Origin of the sequence: Sphingomonas sp. SAFR-052 (assembly GCF_051965015.1) — a bacterium.
Taxonomy (GTDB): Bacteria; Pseudomonadota; Alphaproteobacteria; order Sphingomonadales; family Sphingomonadaceae; genus Sphingomonas.
In genome coordinates, this window is sequence record NZ_JBQCMO010000018.1 from 1 (window position 1) to 19,391 (window position 19,391).

Consider the following 19,391-nt stretch of genomic DNA (forward strand, 5'->3'; position numbering starts at 1 on the left):
GCTTCCGCTTCATTCCGTCCGTCCCTTCGAGGGCCGGTCTCTAGGTCCAGGTGGATGAAGAAACGGGGGTCACGTCACCAATCCCGGAGGAATGCGCTGGGCCGAGGTGCTGAGGGCCATCGGGGCGGCTCACCCAGAGACGCCTATCAACAGCGTTCGCGGTGCGACTCACGTTCTCTTTCAAAGCGCCGACGACATCGTCAAAATTGCACGCGGCACATACCAGCTCGCCCGCTTCGCTCAGGCCGACGCTGCCGAAGCCGTCGCTCATGATGCTGCGGTCGCCGCCGCCCCAATTGCCGTCGACGCAGACGCGCCCGGCACGGCCTCGGCTTCAGAGCAAGCCTTCTACGCCAGCTTCGCCGAATGGCTGGAGGAGAATGACGAAGTGACTGTCGCCGGCGCCCTCGGCGGCAGCGTGCTGGGAGGGAAGTGGGGCACCCCTGACGTGATTGGCGTCCTAAAACCCCGCGCGCAGGACATCTTCAAATTCGAGCCGCAGATCGTGACGGCAGAGATCAAGGCCACTCCGAGCCAGCCCGTCGTCGCCTTCGGTCAGGCGGTCGCTTACCGACTGTTCAGTCACAAGAGCTACATCGTCGTACCCCGCACCACTACCAGCGACGACATGAATCGTTTGACCTCGCTGTGCAGCATTCACGGTGTTGGCCTAGTGGTCTTCACTCTCGACATCGACCAACCGGACTATGACGTCGTCGTCCTCCCCGCCGTCGCCAACCCGGATATGTTTTACGTCAACACCATGCTGGACCGGCTGAAGGCCAGTGAGCCTCGTCTGCTGAACCGGCTGTTCTGATAACGCGCCGCAAGGACTCTCAAGGTGAGTAGCCCCTAGTTTTCTAGACGCCTTCCGCTTTCAAAACCTGCTGCCGTTCGAACGTAAGGGGCGACAGCATCCCGTTCCTGACCTGCTTGCGCACAGGGTTGTAGAACATCTCGACGTAATCGAACACGTCCTGCCGGGCTTCCTCGCGGGTTTTATAGGTGCGGCGCCGGATGCGCTCGCGCTTGAGCGAGGAGAAGAAGCTCTCGGCGACGGCATTGTCATGGCAGTTGCCGCGTCGGCTCATCGAGTGCTCAAGATTGTGAGCCCGGATGAAGGCAGCCCACTCCATACTGGTGAACTGCGAGCCTTGGTCGGAGTGGATCAGCACCCGTTGCTTCGGCTTGCGCCGCCACACCGCCATGTGCAGCACCACATCGGTGGTCTGTCGGCTGTGCATCGACCACCCTCCGCAGCCATTCCAACGGTCCTTCGGACCATTGGAACCTTGGGCTGCTTCGCCCACCACACGGCGGGAATACAGATCGATCACGACCGCCAGATAGGCGAAGCCTTCCAGGATGCGAATGTAGGTGATGTCCGTCACCCAGGCCCGGTCTGGCGCAGCGACGTCGAACTGGCGGTCCAGCGTGTTGTCGACCGCCAAGGACGGCTTGCCGCCATGGCTGCCGGGCCGGCGCTTATAGCCGATCTGCGCCTCGATGCCCGCCAGTCTGGTCAACCTGGCAACCCGGTTCGGGCAGCAGGTTTCGCCGTGATCCAGCAGGTCGTCGTGCAGCTTGCGGTAGCCATAGACCTTGCCACTGTCGTGCCAAGCCCGCCGCAGCAACTCCGTTTGTCGAGCATCTTCCCGAACCCGCCGGCTCAGCGGACTCTTCTGCCAAGCATAGAAACCGCTGGGCTGCACGGCGAGGCAGCGGCACATTGCCCGCACGCCAAAGTGATCACGATGCTCGGCAAAGAACGCGTATCTCACTTTGCATCCCGAGCGAAATACGCGGTGGCTTTTTTTAGGATGTCGCGCTCCTCGGTTACCCGAGCCAACTCGCGCTTCAGCTGACGGATCTCGGCATCCTTGCCGGCATCGCCAGATACGACCTTCGCCAGCTGCCGCTTCCACGCATACAGCGAGTGCGCGCTGACCCCGAGCCGCTGCGAGACCTCCGCTACCGGATACCCGCGCTCGGTGATCTGGGCCACCGCGTCACGCTTGAAGGCCTCGCTGAAATTCGCCTTCCCCATCATCGCCCTCCTGTCCTCAAAATTAGGATCGAAGGCGTCCAGAAATCTAGGGGCTACTCAATGCACCGCGCTTAGCCAACCTGGTTAGGCGACCTGATTACAGTTTCGAGTTCATGACCCGCAGCTGTTTTGATCCCTCTCCGTTCCGCGGCCATTCAACCGTTCATCATGCCGTTCGCACCTAAATGAACCAGATTCTGGTTAGTTTGACAGCTCCATCGGGTCTGATCCCGGGATATTGGGCTGCGGCCGGCGTGGAGACGATCAGCGAGGCGCTTTGTTGGTCGCAGGTTGCGGTATGCACCTGCACTGTGAGCATCGATCGGCGCGGCGGTCGATAATGAGCCCGGACCAAAGCGAAGGGCCGCTAGGATGTAGGGGGGGACCGGTGAGAGGATGGTCGAAAACGTACGCTAAGCACAAAGCCGTGTCAGCGATCGTATGACATCACGGATGGCCGGCTTTCCATTTTACCGGAATACGCAAGTAGGTGACACCGTTCGCCTCCGCCTGATCGAAATGGCCCGCGCGGATGTTGACCTGGATCGAGGGCAGCAGGAGCTTGGGCACGGATAGCCCGGCGTCACGCTGCTCGCGCATGGCGACGAAGTCGTCCTCATTCACACCGTCATGGACGTGGACGCTCGACCGTCGCTGCTCGCCCACCGTCGTCTCCCAGCGATAGTCGTCGCGACCCGGTGCCTTGTAGTCGTGGCAGAGGAACAGTCGCGTCTCGTCGGGCAGCGCCAATAGCCGGCGGATCGAGCGATAGAGCGTCCGCGCATCCCCGCCCGGGAAGTCGGCGCGGGCGGTGCCATAGTCGGGCATGAACAGCGTATCCCCGACGAACGCCGCATCGCCGATCAGATAGGTCACGTCGGCCGGGGTGTGGCCGGGGACATGCAGCACCTCGACCGCCAGCGCCCCGATCGCGAACTGGTCGCCATTCTCGAACAGGCGGTCGAAGTCCGAGCCGTCCGTTTTCAGATCATCCATCGCGAACACGGGGCGGAAGATTTTCTGCACGTCGCGGATATGCGCGCCGATCCCGATCCATGCGCCTGTATGCGCCTTGATGAAGGGTGCGGCCGACAGATGATCGGCATGAGCGTGCGTCTCCAGCACCATCGCGATCCGCCAGTCCTGCTCGCGGGCGAAGGCGACGATCCGCTCGGCCGAGCGCGTGTCGGCGACGCCGCTCGCCATGTCGAAGTCGAGGACTGGATCGATCACCGCCGCAGTCCGTGTCGCGGGATCGCCGACGAGGTAGCTAATCGTATTGGTCGGCTCGTCGAAAAACGCCTCGATGAGGGGCTGAGTCATGATTTTCTCCGTTAGCGCTTGCTAATATATTAGCTGGTGCTACATAAGCAACACCTAATGGAGTGGCGATGATGCTCAAACCGCCGATGGACCTGGCGACATTCGAGGCGAAGGCCGGGCAGGTCGCCGACACGCTGAAGGCGATCGGCAATGCTCGCCGGCTGATGCTGCTGTGCAAGCTGGTCGAGCATGGCGAGATGACGGTCGGCGATCTGGCCCGTGATGTCGGCTTGTCGCAGTCGGCCTGCTCGCAGCACCTGGCCAGGATGCGCGACGAGGGTCTCGTCACCTACCGGCGGGAGAGCCAGACGCTCTGGTACGCCATCGCGGATGCCCGCGTCGAAACGCTGCTCGGCACTCTCTACCAGCTCTACTGCAAGGATTGATGCGATGACGCTCGCGACCCTTTCTCCCGACGATACCCGTGCCGCGATCGATGCCGGTGCGCGCCTGATCGACATTCGCGGTGCCGACGAGCATGCGCGCGAACGCATTCCCGGCGCGATGAACGTGCCGCTCGACCGGATCGGCGATCTCCCGCGCGACGATCGTCCGGTCGTCTTTCACTGCAAGTCCGGGATGCGCACCGCCGCCAATGCGGCGCAGCTCGGCGCGGCAGCGGGTGGCGCGCCGGCCTATATCCTGGGCGGCGGCATCGATGCGTGGCGGCAGGCAGGACAGCCCACCGTCGCCGATCGGTCGCAGCCGTTGGAAATCATGCGGCAGGTGCAGATTACCGCCGGTGGGCTGGTGCTGATCGGCGTTCTGCTCGGCACGTTCGTCGCTCCCGGCTTCTTCGGGCTGTCGGCGTTCGTCGGGGCGGGGCTGATGTTCGCGGGCGTGACGGGGTGGTGCGGCATGGCCAACCTGCTGCGCGTCATGCCCTGGAACCGGCGCGCGACAGCCTGAGGCGATCGTGGACACCGCTGCCACCCTTGCCGCGCTTGCATCGGGCGGCGTGATTGGCCTGATCCTCGGCCTTGTCGGCGGAGGCGGGTCGATCCTCGCCGTGCCACTCCTGATCTATGTTGTCGGCGTCGGATCACCGCACGCTGCGATCGGGACGGCCGCTGTCGCCGTCACCGTCAATGCGCTTGCCAGCCTGGTCGGCCATGCGCGAGCGGGCCGCGTGAAATGGCGGTGCGCCAGTGTCTTCGCCGTCTCCGGAATGATCGGCGCGGCGCTGGGGGCGGAGTTGGGCAAGGCGTTCGACGGCAAGCGACTGCTTGTCCTGTTCGGGCTTCTGATGATTGGCGTCGGTTTGTCGATGTTGCGCAAGCGCCGCACGGCGGAAGCGCCGGACGTGCGACTGACCCGCGATAGCGCCTCGACGCTGCTGCCGCGCTTGGTTCCGATCGGGCTGGGCGTCGGGCTTGCCGCCGGCTTCTTCGGGATCGGGGGCGGCTTCCTGATCGTGCCGGGGCTGATCCTCGCGACCGCGATGCCGCTGCCCTTCGCGATCGGCACGTCGCTGGTCGTCGTCAGCGCGCTGGGGTTGACCACCGCCTTGTCCTACGCCCTGTCGGGGCTGGTCGACTGGAGCGTGACCGCGATGCTGGTCGTGGGCGGCGTCGCTGGAACGATCGGCGGTATTGCATTGGGCAAGGTTCTCGGCACCCGTAAGGGGCTGCTCGAACGTGGCTTTGCCGCCGTCGTGATTGCGGTAGGAACCTACGTTACGGCATCGTCGCTCTGAACCTGAGCAGCTTCAGCCGACTGCTATCGGCGCCCTCGCGCCAACAGCTTTTCACCATCGGGCCTGATCTCGCCCTTCGGCGTGACGTGTCGGTAGAGTGTTTGGCGCGTCACGCCGAGTTCGGCGCATAGCTCCGCGACCTTGGTTTCCGGTTTGCCCATCGCGGCCTGGGCGAGACGCAGTTTGGCCGGCGTCATCTTGAACGGACGCCCGCCGTGCCGACCGCGTGCCCGAGCGGACTCCAGACCGGCGCGCGTGCGCTCGACGATCAGTTCTCGCTCGAACTCGGCGAGGCCGGCGAAAATCGCGAAGATCAGCCGACCGTTGGCGGTGGTTGTGTCAATCGACGCGCCTTCGCCCGCCAGCACCTTCAACCCGATGCCACGCTTCGTCAGATCACCAACCGTATTGACGAGGTGGCGCAAATCGCGGCCGAGCCGATCGAGTTTCCAGATGACCAGCGTGTCGTCGCGGCGCAGCGCCTTCAGGCAGGCGTCCAGTCCCGGTCGCTTGTCGAGCCGGCCCGATGCGGCATCCTCATAGATATGCTCGGGATCGACGCCGGCCGCGACCAGCGCGTCGTGCTGCAGGTCGTGGACCTGGCTGCCGTCCGCCTTGGACACCCGCGCGTAACCGATCTGCGTTGTCACATATACGTCCGTTCACGTGACGGAGCGGCATTGCCCGTCGATCAATCGCGATAATGTCACATAACCCGTCTTCTGGTCTATGCTCCATGAACGGGTACGCTTTCCTGTTTCGTGACGAACAGGAAGCCGATGCCGACCAAGACCATCCTGTCGCCCGCGCAGCGTGCTGTGATCTTCGACCCGCCTGCCGATCGCGCGACGATCGAACGGCTCTATACGCTCGGTCCCGACGATCTGGCACAGGTGGCGCGACGTCGGCGCGGGGCGAACCGGCTCGGCTATGCGGTGCAGCTTTGCTACCTGCGTCATCCCGGTCGCAGGCTACTGACGGGGGATGCGGTGCCCGCCGCCATGCTCGCGCTGCTCGCCGATCAGATCGGGTGCGTAGCCGACGACTTCACCGGCTATGCCACGCGCCCCACGACATTGCGCGAACACCGGGCCGAGATCGAAGCTCTGCTCGGTCTGCGCGCCTTCGCGCGGGTGGATGTACGGGCGATGCTGGCGCTGGGATCGGAGATTGCCGCTTCGACTGATAGAGGTGAGACGATCGTCACAGGCATGGTCGATCGCTTGCGGGCGGACCGGATCGTACTGCCGGCGACATCGACGCTGGAACGGCTCGCCCTCATCGTGCGGACACGGGCGCGCAAGGCGGCCCATTCCAATCTGATCCGCGACTGTTCGACCGAACAGGAAGCCGCACTCGAACACATGATCGCCTCCGACGATGATGGGCGCACCCGGCTAGGATGGATACGCGAATGGCCGGAAGCACCATCGGCCGCGAACCTGAAGGGAATCGTCGAACGGCTCGACACCGTGCGCGGCATCGGGATCGCGGCTGATCGAGCACGACGTATCCATGCTGCTCGCTATGCCGTCATTGCGCGGACCGCCGGCATCGTCACCGCCCAGCACCTGCGGCGTCTCGAACGTCCGCGCCGGCTCGCCATGCTCGTAGCTTCCGTGATCGAGATGGAAGCGACGTTGACCGACGCCGCGCTGGTCATGGTGGAGAAGATGGTGGGCGCGCTGTTCCGCCGTGCCGACCGCACCCGCTCCGATCGGCTGCTCGGCCAGGCACGGATGCTGAAGGACACCGCGCGTTTCCATGCCCGGCTCGGTCGCCTGCTGGTAGATGCTCGTGCGAGCGGGCGCGATGCCTTCCGCGCGATCGACGCGAAGATGGGCTGGGATCAGCTCGAACGCAGCATCCGCTTTGCCGAGGATCTGACGCGCTCGGCCGATGACGGGCTGGAAGAAGTGGTCGAACGCTATCCCGCCGTGCGGCGTTTCGCCCCGACGTTTCTCGCCGCTTTCACCTTCCGCACCGCGCGGTTGGCTGATCCGCTGCTCGGCGCGATCGAGGTGCTGCGCACGATGTACCGCGACGGTCGATCGGTCCTGCCGAAGCGAGTGCCGACCAGCTTCATCAAGCCGCGCTGGCGCAAGGTCGTGCAGCCGGCGGAAGGGACGATAGACCGGCGCGCCTATGAGATCGCAGTGATCGCCCACCTGCGCGAGCGGCTCGGCTCGGGCAGCATCTGGGTGGACGGCAGCCGCGCCTATCGCACGCTCGACGACTATCAGCTGCCCATGCCCGCCTTCGAAGCGATGCGCGCGAGCGGCGATCTGCGCCTGGTTGTGCCGACCGACTTTTCCAAATGGTACGAGGAACGCCGCACCCTGTTGGCCCGGCGCATGACGGAGGTGGAGCGCGCAGCCGCAGCGGGCGAGCTGGTCGATGTGACGATCGAACGCGGGCAGTTGCTCATATCGTCGATCCGGCGATCCCCGTCCGACGATGCCGATGCGCTAAAGGCCCGGCTCTACGCGATGCTGCCGCGCGTCCGAATCACCGATCTGCTGGTCGAGGTCGCCGCATGGTCGGGATTCGCCGACCGTTTCGTCCATGCGCGCAGCGGCGCCCCCGCCTCCGACCAGTCCGCGCTGATGGGTGCGATCCTCGCCGATGCGACCAACCTCGGCCTGGGCCGCATGGCCGAAAGCTCGCGCGGGCTGACGTTGTCTCGCCTGCGCTGGACGGCGGAATGGCATGTGCGCGACGAAACCTATCTGTCGGCGCTGGCGGCGATCGTCGATTGCCATACCGCGCATCCGCTCGCGGCGGTCTGGGGACCGGGCGATACATCGTCGTCGGACGGGCAGTTCTTTCGTGCCGGTGGTCAGGGCGAGGCCCGCGCCGATCACAACGCCCGCTATGGCACCGAACCAGGCGTGCTGTTCTACACCCACGTCACCGACCGCTTCACGCCGTTCCACACCAAGGTCATCGCCGCCAATGCCGGCGAGGCCGCGCATGTCCTCGACGGCCTGCTCGACCATGAAAGCGAGCTGGTCATCCGCGAACATGCGACCGATACCGCCGGCGCGGTCGATCATGTCTTCGGCCTGTGCCATCTGCTCGGCTTCCGCTTCGCGCCCCGCATCCGCGACCTCAACGAGCGCCGGCTCTACAGCCTGTCGCCGCTCGACTCGTGGCCGACGCTGCGCCCGCTCGTCGCCGGTCCGGTCAAGATCCGCGCGATCGAGGAGAACTGGGACGAAACCCTGCGCCTTGCCGCCTCGATCCGCGCCGGCACGGTGAGCGCCTCGGTCATGCTCCGCAAGCTGGCGGGCTTCCCGCGTCAGAACTCGGTCGCCCGCGCGCTGCGGGAGATAGGTCGGATCGAACGCACCCTGTTCATGCTCGACTGGTTCGATGATCCCGACCAGCGTCGTCGCACCGGCAGCATTCTCAACAAGGGCGAGGCCCGCAACGCGCTCGCCCGCGCCATCTTCTTCAACCGCCTCGGCGAACTGCGCGACCGCACCTTCGAGAACCAGCGCCATCGCGCCTCCGGCCTGACCCTCGTCACCGCGGCCATGACGCTCTGGAACACCGTCTATCTCGACCGAGCTGTCCGTCATCTGCGCGGCAGCGGCGTCGACGTGCCCGACGAGCTGCTCGCCCACGTCGCCCCTCTGGGCTGGGAGCATATCGGCCTCACCGGCGACTATCTCTGGGGCGAGATCGACAAACCTCGCGAGCGGTTCAGGCCGCTGCGCCTCCACCAGCAAAGCCGGGACGCTTAGCGTACGTTTTCGACCATCCTCTCACCGGTCCCCAGGGCCCGGGGCTAGCCAGTCATCCAGTCTCTGCTGAAGCTCGTCGCGGAACTTCGGCTCCTCGCATCGCGCGATCGCCTCCCTCAGCACCGTGAGCGCCTCGCCCTCGCCAGCGGCGTGCAGCAGTTCGGCCTTCCTAGAGAGGAAGGTGGAGAGGTATTTCGGTTGCTTAAGGAGCCCGATGCCGCGTTCGATACACTCCAGCGCGCCGCCCACTCCCGCCGCTTGCAAGGCCTCCGCTCGACGCAGGTGCCAGAAGGAGTCGCGCTTGGCATCCGGTACGGCGTCGAGAACCTCGCCGGCCCCGAGCGCGTCCTTGGCGAGCAGGCGCGCGTCAGCGTAGTGCGCTGCCGCGAACGGCGTCACCGATCCGAGCCCTTCGAAGAACTCGAGGGCGCGCCCGAGGGCGGCGTCTGCCTCGACGGACTTTCCCTCGCGTGCATACATCTTCGTCGCAGCGACGCAGATCCGTGCGACCGCGACCCGCTCGTCGTCGTCCTCGGCGGCGGAGGGGGCCCCCAGCTCGATCTCCTCGAACACCTCCTGGAACAGCGTCGGCTGCGTATAGGACCAGTCGGGCCCGACCGCTGCGAAGGCGCGGACAGGCTGCGCCTCGCCCGACCACGCGGCGGCCTTGATCATCTGCGCCATGAACGGGCCATAGCGCCTGGTCATCTCCGCATTGAACTTGTGTAGGTGGCGGCGCCTGAGCGTCGCGAGCGTCTCGATGACGGTCGTGATCTGGACCGACCCGGGGTCTTCCCGCTCGGCCTCGATTATCTCGAAGATGAGCCCCTTGGCGCGATCCGGATCGTCCTCCAAAAGCCGGGCCAGCTGGAGCTTCGACGGAAAGGCCCGCGGATTGTCGGCGACGATGGCCTCGAACTCCCCCTTCGCCTGCTCGACCTCGCCCAGCTTCACTAGCGACTTGGCCCGGTGGTGTCGGACGGTTGTCACGCTGTCGGCGTCCAGCTCCGGATCGCGCTGGAGTTGATCGAATACGTCCAGGCGATCCCTCAGCTCGCGCTTCGCGCGATCCTTTTCGCCGAGATCACGAGTGTGACGGTAACTGCTCTCCACCGCCTCGACGACGCTGAGCACCCATTCGCGCCGGGGCCCTGCCGGCCCGCCCGCCACGTCTGCTGCTGGGTCGCCGATCAGCGCGGGATCGAGGTCGCGGGCCACGCTGCTATGGAGATAGGCGTATCTGATGATGCCTGGCGCTGGCCCTTCGAGGAGCAGACGCCCGAGCAGAGAACGGTGCCGGTGCGCGATCCTGACGAAGTCGATGTCCTTGGGATCGATGGCGCCGCGCAGGTGTTCCTCGAGGCGCGTCCGCAGATCGTCGGCTTGGACGGTGATCTCATCCGCAAGCGACACGGTGCAGCCGAAGACGATGTCGTGGAGACGTTCGGCGCGGCGCTCGCTGCGCGCCAGGAACGCCCAGCGCCGGAGGTCGGCCACGCCCCCGACACCAATAAGGTGCCTCAGGAGGCCAGCATCGATTGCGGCGATACGGATCCAGAGGAACGGCGCCAGCCGGGCGGCGAGCGCTGGGAGGTTTCGCCTGACGATGCGCTGAGCGACGGTCTGGCGGCGATCATCGAGCGCATCGGGAAGGTGGTCGCACTCCGCCACAACCTCCTCCCAGCTCGCGCCGGCCTCGGTCACGAGACGGTTGAGGATGCGCAGCAGCAGTGGGTGCGCCCCAACTGCCTCCAGCACGTGGTCCAGGACTTTGTCGGGACACGGTGAGGCCGCGCCTGCCGAAAGTATCGCGCCGGCGTCGGGACGCTGTAGCTCTTCGAGATGGAAGGGAGACGCGCCCCACTTTGCCTGGGATGTCAGCACCACGTTGGACGCGGGACCGCAATGCGCTCCCAGGGCGGCGAGGTCGAGATCGACGGTCACGTCGTCTAGTACGACCAACGCGTTCTGAGACCGGAGGAGGCCGAGCACGTTCAACTGGTAGCCGTTCGACCTGACATCGAAAGCGCCTAGCTGGGCGACCTCGTGCAGGTTGCTGGCGTCGATCCAGATAACCTGCTCGTACTGCTCCTGGATTTCGTGGGCCAGAGCGCAGGCCAGTTCCGTTTTGCCGATGCCACCCAGGCCCGAGACCACCACGCAGCGATCGACGGCGAGGCGCGCCTTCACCGCTTCGATCTCGCCGGCCCGGCCGAGGAACGCGGCATCGAGGTCGGGAACCCGCTGGCTCGCCGCGAACTGCTCCGTGATGCGCTGGAGATTGGGCAGGATGGGCGCTATCCGCTTCACGAGAACGTCGTCCAGCAGGCACTTGCCGACGATGTACTCCGCGATATCCTGAGCCGCGGCGACGTCTATTGTGAACCCCTTCGCCGCATACCTGGCCCGGCGCTTGTCCTGGCGCGTCCGGGCAGTCGGTCCCATCGGGCGCGTGCTGAACATCCGCAGGTGGCTCACGTGGGGCGCGGCCTTGCGGATGTGGCGGATGTCATGCCGCAGCTTCTTCTCCCTGGAGTCGAAGTAGTCGCTATGGGAGCTCGCCTCGGACGCGCTGCCGTCGGGCCAGAGTGCGTCGAGCGCGCCGGAAATCGGAGCGCCCTGGAGGTTGAGGCCATTCGCCTGCACGGGTGCGCCTGCCATCTTATCCCACAGCGGCTTGAGCAGCTTCTCAAGGCTGGCGCCGCTAACCTGCGCGAGATCCTCGACGAGGTCGCGCACGAAGCGTCTGAATAGCTCGTCGTTCAAGAGGTCGCCTTTCGAAAACTATGTCTAACGATAAACCACATCGTTCCTTCGATAGTAGTCAAGGCCTCGAGTCTGCTTAGCAAGATGCCACTGTATGACGCCGTCGGCGCCTGATGCACACGACGCGTCGCACTGTTTGTGCACTCAACGATCTCCAGCGCAAGCCCACTCCACATAAGGGGTGGTGCCTTTCCTAGATCAGCGTCTATCGCAGAAGCGCGTGTCAGAAATTCATGCATCAATTTCGGCGGCCTTCGGCCCAGCTCCGGCCACAGCGTATCAGCTGAACGAGCGACCGCTTTCGGCACGCGTCCAACCGGCGGGGAACGACCGACATTGGGTCTCAGGACCTAATCGATCGACAGACCATGCGTAGCGTCTGCTGCGTGACTGGCGTTGGCTCGTTCGCCGCGAACGACGACAATGCTGCCTAGCACAATCAGCAACCCGCCTACCAAGACTGGCCATCCCACCGGGTCACCGAACAAGCCGATGCCGAGCGCGGCACCGATCAACGGCTCGATGTTGATGAACACGCCTGCACTGGCGCTATCGACGCGGGCCGCGCCGTATTGCCACGCGGCCGTGGCGAGGAAGGTGGAGAGGAGCCCCTGCCCAATGATCCCGCTCCAGGCGACCGCGCTAAGCGCGAGTGGGGGCGCGCCATGGAGCAGCAGGGCGATCGGCAGCACAGTGAGCGTCGCCACAACCAACGTGACGGCAGGCACAGCCATCGCCGATCGCGTCGCAGGCACGCGCTTCAGCGCTAGCAGCCACGCCAGAAATATGAGCAGCGACGCCAATGAGAGAGCGATGCCGATCGCGGTGCCGGCGCTGCCCGGCTTGCCGGCGATCAAAGCCGCGCCACCCGTCGCTGCGACGACGCCGATCCACGAGGCGCGGGTAACCCGTTCGCCGATCAGATACGCCGAAACCGCGATCAGCGCGGGCATCGCTCCGACCAGCAGGGCAGCAAGCGTGACGGTGACGCCGGCCAGCCCCTCGAATTGTATCACAAAGGCCAATCCGTAAAGCGCGCCCGCCAACAGCACCGGCGGCGAACGAAACAGCGCTCGTGCCTCCTTCGTGGCAAGGGCGAAGGGACAAGCGACGATGCTGGCAATGATGAAGCGGAGCAGCACCATATGCGCCGGGTCAAGTTCGCGCAGGGCTAACTTGCCGAGCGGAAAGCCAAGCCCCCAGGCAAGTCCGGCCAGTGTGAGGGCAAGAAAGGCAAGACGGTTCATGCCGTCCCGTTGCCGCGTTTCGCGCCTTTTGGCGATAGGCGGTGTCCTGTGAACCACCGTCCGCTATTGCAGGGCCGGAAACGAGCATTGAACGACCGGTTGTGGGTCGATTAGACCTCCGTTCGTTCAGCCAGTTCCAAAGCATCCTCCACATCAACGCCTAAATAGCGAACGGTACTATCGATTTTCGCATGGCCCAGAAGAATCTGGACAGCGCGGAGATTGCCTGTCGCTTTGTAAATTATCGAGGCCTTCGTAGGTCGAAGAGAATGTGTGCCATATTCTTGAGGTGGAAGGCCGATGCCCGCTACCCATTCGTGGACGAGACGAGCATACTGGCGTGTACTCATATGCGCCATATAGTCGTTTCGGCTCGGAAACACGAAGTCGTTCAGTGTACCACCGCGACGTTCCAACCAAGCGAGCATCGTCTTTCGAGCGGTGTCCATCAGTTCGAATTGGACCGGACGCTTGGTTTTCTGCTGAACGATCAAGGCACGATCACGAATACGTCCGCCGGAAACTATATCTCCGATCCGCACTTTGACCACATCACAGCCGCGAAGCTTGCTATCGATAGCGAAGTCGAACAGCGCTCGATCTCGCAATCGCTTATGCTGCTCAAGCCAGAACCGTATGGCCCAAACCTGCTGCTGCTTCAGTGCCCGCTTTGCACCAATCAAACGGCCTTCGTTCCAAGGCCGAAGTTCGTGGAACGCGGGATCCAATGACGAATGGCCCATCGCTTATCTCCACTCAGCGGAGTCGATTCCAAGCAATTTGATTGATCAGTATGAAATAACGGTTTCGGAACGTGGTGAACGGCCCATCGCTTGGGTCGTACGGACAATTGTAAAGTCTCAGAGGCATCCAAAAAGCTGTAGAACAACAGTTTTGTATCGCCACTTCACAAGTGCCGGAGGCATTGATTTTTTGCTAATTCTTGGCCAACGCAATCGGCACGCGGTATATGCGTTCAGCGTCGCCACCAAGCGCGCGACATAGTTCCAGACCGGCTTTGAGCAGTGGCAGCGCCAGTTCGCCGCCACGTGCTTCGGTCAGGCGCGCATCCGGGCCAGCGAGGCTGAGGGCGCCGATCAGGCGATTGCCTTGCCCGATCACCGGTACGGAAACCGAGGCCACGTGCGGTGTCGTCGCGCCCGCAGTATAGATTGGCAGCGGTGGCAAGGCAGGCTGCGTTTCCGGCCAGTCGGCGAACAGGCGGATCAGTTGCGCCGATCCGGCGGTGTCCATCGGGCGCTGCGTACCCGGCTGTACGTCGAGGCGCAGGCTGCTGGGCGAGTTCACCCGGAACAGACACAGGCGCATCTCGCCGTGCGGGACATAGAAGGTCGCGGTCTCGTGCGTCGCCGCCGCCAGCTTTGCCAGCACCGGCATGATATGCTGTTCGAGGTCGATCGCGTCCTGATAGATGGTGCCGAGCCGCAGGACGCCGCTGCCCAACTGGTAGCGGCCGTCATGCATCCGCACGAGCAGGTTGTAGCGTTCGAGCGAGATGGCGAGCCGCATGATCGTGCTCTTTACCAGCCCGGTACGTTCCGCCAGCTCGACCAACGTCAGCGCCTTGTCACCGGTGCGGAAGCAGGTGAGCAGTTCGAGCGCCCGCTCGGCTGCCGCCACGCCTTCGAGGGCCGGTCGTTCCTTGATGATCGTCGCCATGTCGCTATGTCGCTTCCTTCCTACCCCCCTTAGCGGGCGGGAAGGGGCACTGTCATCAGACGCCTTCGCATCCCAGCCGTTGGAGAGTCGCATCGACCCAGGCGCGGGGGTTTTCCCCCCGGCGAATTTTTTCCATCTGCGCGGTCTCGGCGGCGTGCTTGGCATGGGCCTTGTCGTAGACCGTTTCCGCACCGTCGATGGGCACGCTGACCAGTCCGTCGTCGTCGCCCAGTACCAGGTCACCCGGATGGATGACCATACCGTCGATGGCGATGGGCACGTTCACCTCGCCCGGGCCATCCTTGTAGGGGCCGCGATGCGTGACACCCGCCGCAAACACCGGAAAGTTGCTGGCGCGGATCGTCGCGGCGTCCCGGATCGCGCCATATATGACGATCCCGGCAATCCCCCGGCTTTCGGCATAGGCGGTCATCAACTCGCCGATCAGTGCGTTGGTCAGGTCGCCTGCGGCATCGACCACGACCACATCGCCCGGTTGCGCGACGTCAAGTGCCTTGTGAATCATCAGATTGTCGCCCGGGCGTGCCTTCACCGTCACGGCGGGGCCGGCCAGCACGCCGCCACCGTGCATCGGCCGCAGCGCCGTGCCGCCGCCGGTCATGCGCTGCATGGCGTCGCTGACGTTGGCGACCGGCAGTTCGGCAAACCGCCGGACAAGGTCGGGATCGATCCGGCGGGTAAGGGGAAGGACGCGAAAACCGATGGCCATGATAGTCTCCTGTCGGGCCGTCACGAACGGACGGCCCGGTCGTGCGGGTCAGAAGTTGAAGCGGAAACCGACGCGGAACAGGCGGCCGGTAGTGTCGTAGAGCCCGGTGTTGGTCGCCAGTGCGATCGTTCCGTCGCCCGGCGCACGCGGCGGATCGGTGTCCAGCACGTTGCGGACGTTCAGGTAGAATTCGGCACCCTCGATCCCGGCGTTCTTCAGGCTGTAGCCCAGCTGCATGTCCCAATAGGCCTGAGGCTTGATCGTCTGGAGATCGATCTGCGCGGGTCCGCGCGTCACGTCGTAGCGTCCACCGCCGATGAAGCGGACCTGGTTGAAGAAGTTGAAGTCGCCCTTGTAGAAATCCGCCTGCGCGTTGAAGCGCCAGTGCGGGTTGGCGCTGATGCCGACCTCGCCCGCGCGATCGATCGAAGGCGATCCGGGCGTGGTCGATGCAAGCTTGCCGACATAGGAGACGACGGTACGCAGGCCGAGCGTCGCGTCGGTGTCCATCAGCGACGACAGCGGCACGCGGTAGCTGGCCTCCACGTCGACGCCGTTGGTTTCCAGTTCGGCAAGGTTGATCGGGAAGGCGGTCAGGTCGAGCAGGTTGCCGCCCGCGTCGCGCCGGACGAGGCCGCAAGCAAGCTGGTTGCCCTGGAAACACTGGTCGACCGTCTGCTGCGGCGTCAGCGTGCCGATCGCGTCGCGGATCTTGATGTCGTAATAGTCGACCGACAGGTTGAAACCCGGAATGAAGGTTGGTTGCAGCACCGCGCCCAGCGTCAGCGTATCCGCCTTTTCGGGTTGCAGCGCGGCGTTGCCGCCAGTGGTGACGAAGATGCCCGACAGGCGGATGTTGTTCTTGAACGGATCGACGATCGTCGCCGACTGGGTCCGCCCGCTGGTGAACAGTTCCGACAGGTTGGGCGCGCGAATGTCGCGCGATCGGGTGCCGCGCAGCCGCAGCGCGTCGAACGGCGTCCAGCTCAGGCCCGCCTTCCACGTCGTGACGCCGCCGCTGGTCGAATAGTCGGTGTAGCGGACCGCGCCGTTGAACTCGACCCGCTTCGCGAAGGGCAGGTCGCGCAGCAGCGGGACGACGGTTTCGATATAGCCTTCGTGCACGTCGTACTCGCCGCTCCACGGCTGCGGATTGGCGAACAGGAACGCACCGGCGCGCGACAGGTCGTCGACCGCCAGTTCGGCCGCCTCGCGGCGATATTCGGCGCCGGTCGCGAACGAGATCGGCCCAGCCCAGCCCTCGAACAGATTACCCGACAGGTTCAGCGCCACGACGTCCTCGGTGAACACCGACTTGGTCCGGCTCGTGCCGCGGGTATAGGCGAGCGCGGCGGCGGACGGTGCGCCCACCCCGAACGGATTGAACGGGGCGCAGCCGTTGGTCGGATCGGTCAGCGTCGAACGACACACGATCTGACCGGTGGCCGGGTTCACCACCGAATCGACCGCGCGGGTGAAGTTCGCGGTGATCTCGTTGTTCAGCACGTCGGTCTGCTGGTTGGTGCGGCCGTGCTGGTAATAGCCGTTGAGCTTCAGCCCGCCCAATTCGGCGTTGAACCCGCCCACGAAGCGCCGCGTGTCGGTGGTGACCGCCACGTCGGTCAGCCCGCCCTCGGTCGACCAGCGCAGCATGGTCAGCGTCGTGACGTTCGGGTTCGCCGCCAGCAGATTGCGGATGCCCTGCGGCAGATAGGCGTTGTCGCGCCGGATGGTGATCGGGTTCTGCACCTGATGCCGGTTGACCGAGGTCGAATAGCGGGTGTCGGTCCAGCCATAGGATGCCTCGCCGAACACCGAGATCGCGTCGGTCAGTTCATATTCGGCGCGTCCGAACGCCGACCAGCGTTCGAGCGGACGGTTGATCTCCTGGAACAGTTCGGTGTTGACGCCGTCGCCGCCGATCTGCTGCGTCGCGGTCAGGTACGAACCGAAGCTGTAGGGCAGCACCGTGCCGCCGGGACCGAACTGCAGCCCGCGGAACGCGGCATTCTGTGCCGCCGTGCCGCCGTTGCCGGTCAGCAGCATGCCGCCATAGGTGCCGATGTTGCGCACGTCGTCGGCCAGAATTTGCGCGGGGCCGCCTGCGGGTCCGTTGATGAGGTTGACGCCGCGCCGCGCCCAGTCGCGCTGCCCTTCGAGGATGCCATCGTTCTTGTAATATTCGCCGCTGGCGATCAGGTGCAGCCGTCCGCCCGCCGTGCTGACGCCGCCGCTCAGGATGGCGCGCTTCTCGGCATTGTCGCCCTCGGTCGAGATGCCCGAGGAGACTTCGCCCTTGATCCCCTCGAACCGGGTGTTGAGGACGAAATTGACCACGCCCGCGACCGCGTCCGAGCCATAGGCTGCCGATGCGCCGCCGGTGACGATGTCGACCCGCTGGATCAGCCCAGCGGGCAGCAGGTTGACGTCGACCGTCCCGAACTGGCTGGCGGCGACGAACCGCCGCCCGTCGAGCAGCGTCAGCGTGCGCACCGCGCCGAGGTTGCGCAGATTCAGGAATGACTGGCCGCCGCCCTGCGTGCCGCTGGCGCGCTGTGGTCCCGAAGTCGCGGTCAGCGCGGGCAGGTTGCGCAACGATTCGGCGATGGTTGACGGCGCGCTCTTGGCGAGCTGGTCGGTGCTGATGACGGTGACGGGGGTCGGGGTCGTGAAGCCGCTGCGCCCGATGCGCGATCCGGTGACGACGATCTCGCCGGCTTCCTGCGGGTTGGCGGTGGTGTCGGGCTCAGCCTCGGCCTGCTGACCTTCCTGCGTCTGGACCGCTTCGGGGGCAATGACCGGATCGGCAGTGGCCTCGCCCGGTTGCGGGGCGGCGGTCGCGGCGCTGCTCGGCGTTGGAATCTGGGCGAACGCGGGAGCCGTCCAAAGGCCGGCGGCGCTGACCCCGATGAGCAGCAGGCGGCGATAGTCGGCATGGGTGCGGCCGGATTGCATAGACCCTCTCCTGTGATGCTTGCGAGTTTGCCTCGTCGGGAGCTGCTTGTACGACCATAATTCATAAATGCAATGGCATTTCAAAATAACATTGCGTTACTTTCGGATTTCACTATGGTCACCATCGAGATGCGGTGCCGCCGCACAGGAGAGAGGCTGAGGACGATGGGGCAATCCGCCACCGCCACGATTTTGATCGCCGGACCGTTGCTGAGCGACGCCGCGATGGCCGTCGCCGCAGACCGGGGGCTGCGATTGGTGCCGCTCAAACCCTATGCTGCCCCCGAGGAGATGATCGCGGCGGCGAATGCCGTCGGCGCGCAGGGCATCGTGGTGCGGATGGGCCGCGTGACCGCCGAGGTCGTCCGCGCGGTTCCGACGCTGCGCATCATCGCCAAGCATGGCGTCGGCGTCGACGGGATCGACCTGGCCGCCGCCGCTGACCGCGGTATCCCGGTGGTGATTGCGGGCGGGGCCAACGCGCAGTCGGTCGCCGAACAGGCGCTGGCATTACTGCTGTCGGTCGCGCGGTCGACCGCGTGGCTCGACCGGCGGATGCGTGACGGCCATTGGGACAAATCCACCTACGCCGGAACCGAAATTTCGGGCAAGCAGGTCGGGTTGATTGGCCTTGGCGCGATCGGTCGCGCTTTCCTTGACCTGCTGACGCCGTTCCGCGTGGGCGTGCGGATCTACGACCCCTATCTGGCCGATGCGCAACTGCCAGCGGGAGCCATCCGCTGCGACAGCGTGGACATGCTCTTGCGCGACAGCGACATCGTCAGCCTGCATTGCCCGCTGACGTCCGAAAATCGGGGGCTTATCGATGCGGCGGCGCTGGCGTCGATGCGACCCCATGCAGTCCTCATCAATACCGCGCGGGGCGAACTGATCGACGAGCCGGCGCTGATCGCGGCCTTGCGCGCGGGCACGATCGCCGGGGCCGGGCTGGACACCTTCGCGGTCGAGCCGCCGCCTGCCGACAGCGAATTGTGGACGCTGGACACGCTGGTTGCGAGCCCGCATGTCGGCGCGAACACGCAGGAGGCGCGCATCCGCGTCGGCATCAGCGTTGTCGAACAGGTCGCCGACTATCTGGCCGCGGGCGCGATCGTGACCCGCAACCTTGTGAACGAACTGCCGGCAAGCGCCGCGTAGCAATCCCCCGGGGGACATCGTCCGCAAGAGACGATGCCGC

General features: G+C 65.1%; 15 protein-coding genes. 6 read left to right on the plus strand and 9 right to left on the minus strand.

Annotated features, from left to right (window positions below):
• Positions 1-91 precede the first annotated feature (91 nt).
• Positions 92-817: a hypothetical protein gene (locus ACTHQV_RS18555; RefSeq protein WP_440492222.1), complete on the plus strand. Its 726-nt coding sequence runs from the start codon at positions 92-94 to the stop codon at positions 815-817.
• Positions 818-860: 43 nt separating this feature from the next.
• Here ACTHQV_RS18555 and ACTHQV_RS18560 read toward each other — a convergent pair.
• Positions 861-2,047, minus strand: a protein-coding gene (locus ACTHQV_RS18560) for an IS3 family transposase (protein ID WP_440492223.1) whose coding sequence is annotated in 2 segments (ribosomal slippage) — positions 861-1,807 and positions 1,807-2,047 — 1,188 coding nt in all. Because the reading frame shifts where the segments join, the coding sequence is not laid out codon by codon here.
• Between the two features lie 447 nt (positions 2,048-2,494).
• Entirely contained in the window at positions 2,495-3,370 is an 876-nt protein-coding gene (locus ACTHQV_RS18565) for an MBL fold metallo-hydrolase (protein WP_061780293.1), read from the minus strand.
• 68 nt (positions 3,371-3,438) lie between these two features.
• On the opposite strand from ACTHQV_RS18565, the gene ACTHQV_RS18570 reads away from it, so the two are divergent.
• Genes ACTHQV_RS18570 through ACTHQV_RS18580 form a run of 3 tightly spaced genes read left to right on the plus strand, consistent with a single transcriptional unit; the run spans position 3,439 to position 5,066 of the window.
• A complete protein-coding gene (locus tag ACTHQV_RS18570) occupies positions 3,439-3,756 on the plus strand; it encodes an ArsR/SmtB family transcription factor (protein ID WP_042469298.1) in 318 nt (105 codons plus the stop codon).
• 4 nt (positions 3,757-3,760) lie between these two features.
• The gene (locus ACTHQV_RS18575; protein WP_042469176.1) at positions 3,761-4,279 is read left to right on the plus strand and encodes a rhodanese family protein; all 519 of its coding nucleotides are present in this window, start codon (positions 3,761-3,763) and stop codon (positions 4,277-4,279) included.
• A 7-nt stretch (positions 4,280-4,286) separates the two neighbouring features.
• Complete coding sequence (locus ACTHQV_RS18580; protein WP_042469177.1) at positions 4,287-5,066, plus strand: sulfite exporter TauE/SafE family protein; 780 nt, start codon at positions 4,287-4,289, stop codon at positions 5,064-5,066.
• Positions 5,067-5,089: 23 nt separating this feature from the next.
• Here the strand turns inward: ACTHQV_RS18580 and ACTHQV_RS18585 are convergent, their stop codons facing one another.
• Positions 5,090-5,716: a recombinase family protein gene (locus ACTHQV_RS18585; protein ID WP_082052512.1), complete on the minus strand. Its 627-nt coding sequence runs from the start codon at positions 5,714-5,716 to the stop codon at positions 5,090-5,092.
• A gap of 129 nt (positions 5,717-5,845) precedes the next feature.
• On the opposite strand from ACTHQV_RS18585, the gene ACTHQV_RS18590 reads away from it, so the two are divergent.
• Positions 5,846-8,815: a Tn3 family transposase gene (locus ACTHQV_RS18590; RefSeq protein WP_042491074.1), complete on the plus strand. Its 2,970-nt coding sequence runs from the start codon at positions 5,846-5,848 to the stop codon at positions 8,813-8,815.
• A gap of 21 nt (positions 8,816-8,836) precedes the next feature.
• On the opposite strand, the gene ACTHQV_RS18595 is transcribed toward ACTHQV_RS18590, so the two are convergent.
• The 6 genes from ACTHQV_RS18595 to ACTHQV_RS18620 form a co-directional block, all read right to left on the minus strand.
• Positions 8,837-11,581 carry an NB-ARC domain-containing protein gene (locus ACTHQV_RS18595; protein WP_440492224.1) on the minus strand — a complete coding sequence of 915 codons (2,745 nt, stop codon included), beginning with the start codon at positions 11,579-11,581 and terminating at the stop codon, positions 8,837-8,839.
• Between the two features lie 350 nt (positions 11,582-11,931).
• Positions 11,932-12,828, minus strand: coding sequence for a DMT family transporter (locus ACTHQV_RS18600; RefSeq protein ID WP_440492225.1), 897 nt, complete (start codon positions 12,826-12,828; stop codon positions 11,932-11,934).
• Positions 12,829-12,938: 110 nt separating this feature from the next.
• On the minus strand, positions 12,939-13,571 hold the full coding sequence (locus tag ACTHQV_RS18605) for a tyrosine-type recombinase/integrase (RefSeq protein WP_440492226.1): 633 nt from the start codon (positions 13,569-13,571) through the stop codon (positions 12,939-12,941).
• 193 nt (positions 13,572-13,764) lie between these two features.
• Positions 13,765-14,508 carry an IclR family transcriptional regulator gene (locus ACTHQV_RS18610; RefSeq protein ID WP_440492227.1) on the minus strand — a complete coding sequence of 248 codons (744 nt, stop codon included), beginning with the start codon at positions 14,506-14,508 and terminating at the stop codon, positions 13,765-13,767.
• Between the two features lie 55 nt (positions 14,509-14,563).
• Positions 14,564-15,238 (minus strand): RraA family protein, encoded by a 675-nt coding sequence (locus ACTHQV_RS18615; protein ID WP_440492228.1) that lies wholly within the window; start codon positions 15,236-15,238, stop codon positions 14,564-14,566.
• Positions 15,239-15,286: 48 nt separating this feature from the next.
• Positions 15,287-18,193: a TonB-dependent receptor plug domain-containing protein gene (locus ACTHQV_RS18620; RefSeq protein ID WP_440492229.1), complete on the minus strand. Its 2,907-nt coding sequence runs from the start codon at positions 18,191-18,193 to the stop codon at positions 15,287-15,289.
• Between the two features lie 165 nt (positions 18,194-18,358).
• Here ACTHQV_RS18620 and ACTHQV_RS18625 point away from each other — a divergent pair, with 165 nt between their 5' ends.
• Entirely contained in the window at positions 18,359-19,351 is a 993-nt protein-coding gene (locus tag ACTHQV_RS18625; protein ID WP_440492230.1) for a hydroxyacid dehydrogenase, read from the plus strand.
• Positions 19,352-19,391: the final 40 nt, after the last annotated feature.

Coding starts and splice junctions, on each gene's coding strand:
- ACTHQV_RS18565 (WP_061780293.1), bottom strand. CDS start 3,370: ATGACTCAGCCCCTCATCGAGGCGTTTTTCGACGAGCCGACCAATACG.
- ACTHQV_RS18570 (WP_042469298.1), top strand. CDS start 3,439: ATGATGCTCAAACCGCCGATGGACCTGGCGACATTCGAGGCGAAGGCC.
- ACTHQV_RS18610 (WP_440492227.1), bottom strand. CDS start 14,508: ATGGCGACGATCATCAAGGAACGACCGGCCCTCGAAGGCGTGGCGGCA.
- ACTHQV_RS18575 (WP_042469176.1), top strand. CDS start 3,761: ATGACGCTCGCGACCCTTTCTCCCGACGATACCCGTGCCGCGATCGAT.
- ACTHQV_RS18605 (WP_440492226.1), bottom strand. CDS start 13,571: ATGGGCCATTCGTCATTGGATCCCGCGTTCCACGAACTTCGGCCTTGG.
- ACTHQV_RS18615 (WP_440492228.1), bottom strand. CDS start 15,238: ATGGCCATCGGTTTTCGCGTCCTTCCCCTTACCCGCCGGATCGATCCC.
- ACTHQV_RS18620 (WP_440492229.1), bottom strand. CDS start 18,193: ATGCAATCCGGCCGCACCCATGCCGACTATCGCCGCCTGCTGCTCATC.
- ACTHQV_RS18555 (WP_440492222.1), top strand. CDS start 92: ATGCGCTGGGCCGAGGTGCTGAGGGCCATCGGGGCGGCTCACCCAGAG.
- ACTHQV_RS18625 (WP_440492230.1), top strand. CDS start 18,359: ATGGGGCAATCCGCCACCGCCACGATTTTGATCGCCGGACCGTTGCTG.
- ACTHQV_RS18600 (WP_440492225.1), bottom strand. CDS start 12,828: ATGAACCGTCTTGCCTTTCTTGCCCTCACACTGGCCGGACTTGCCTGG.
- ACTHQV_RS18590 (WP_042491074.1), top strand. CDS start 5,846: ATGCCGACCAAGACCATCCTGTCGCCCGCGCAGCGTGCTGTGATCTTC.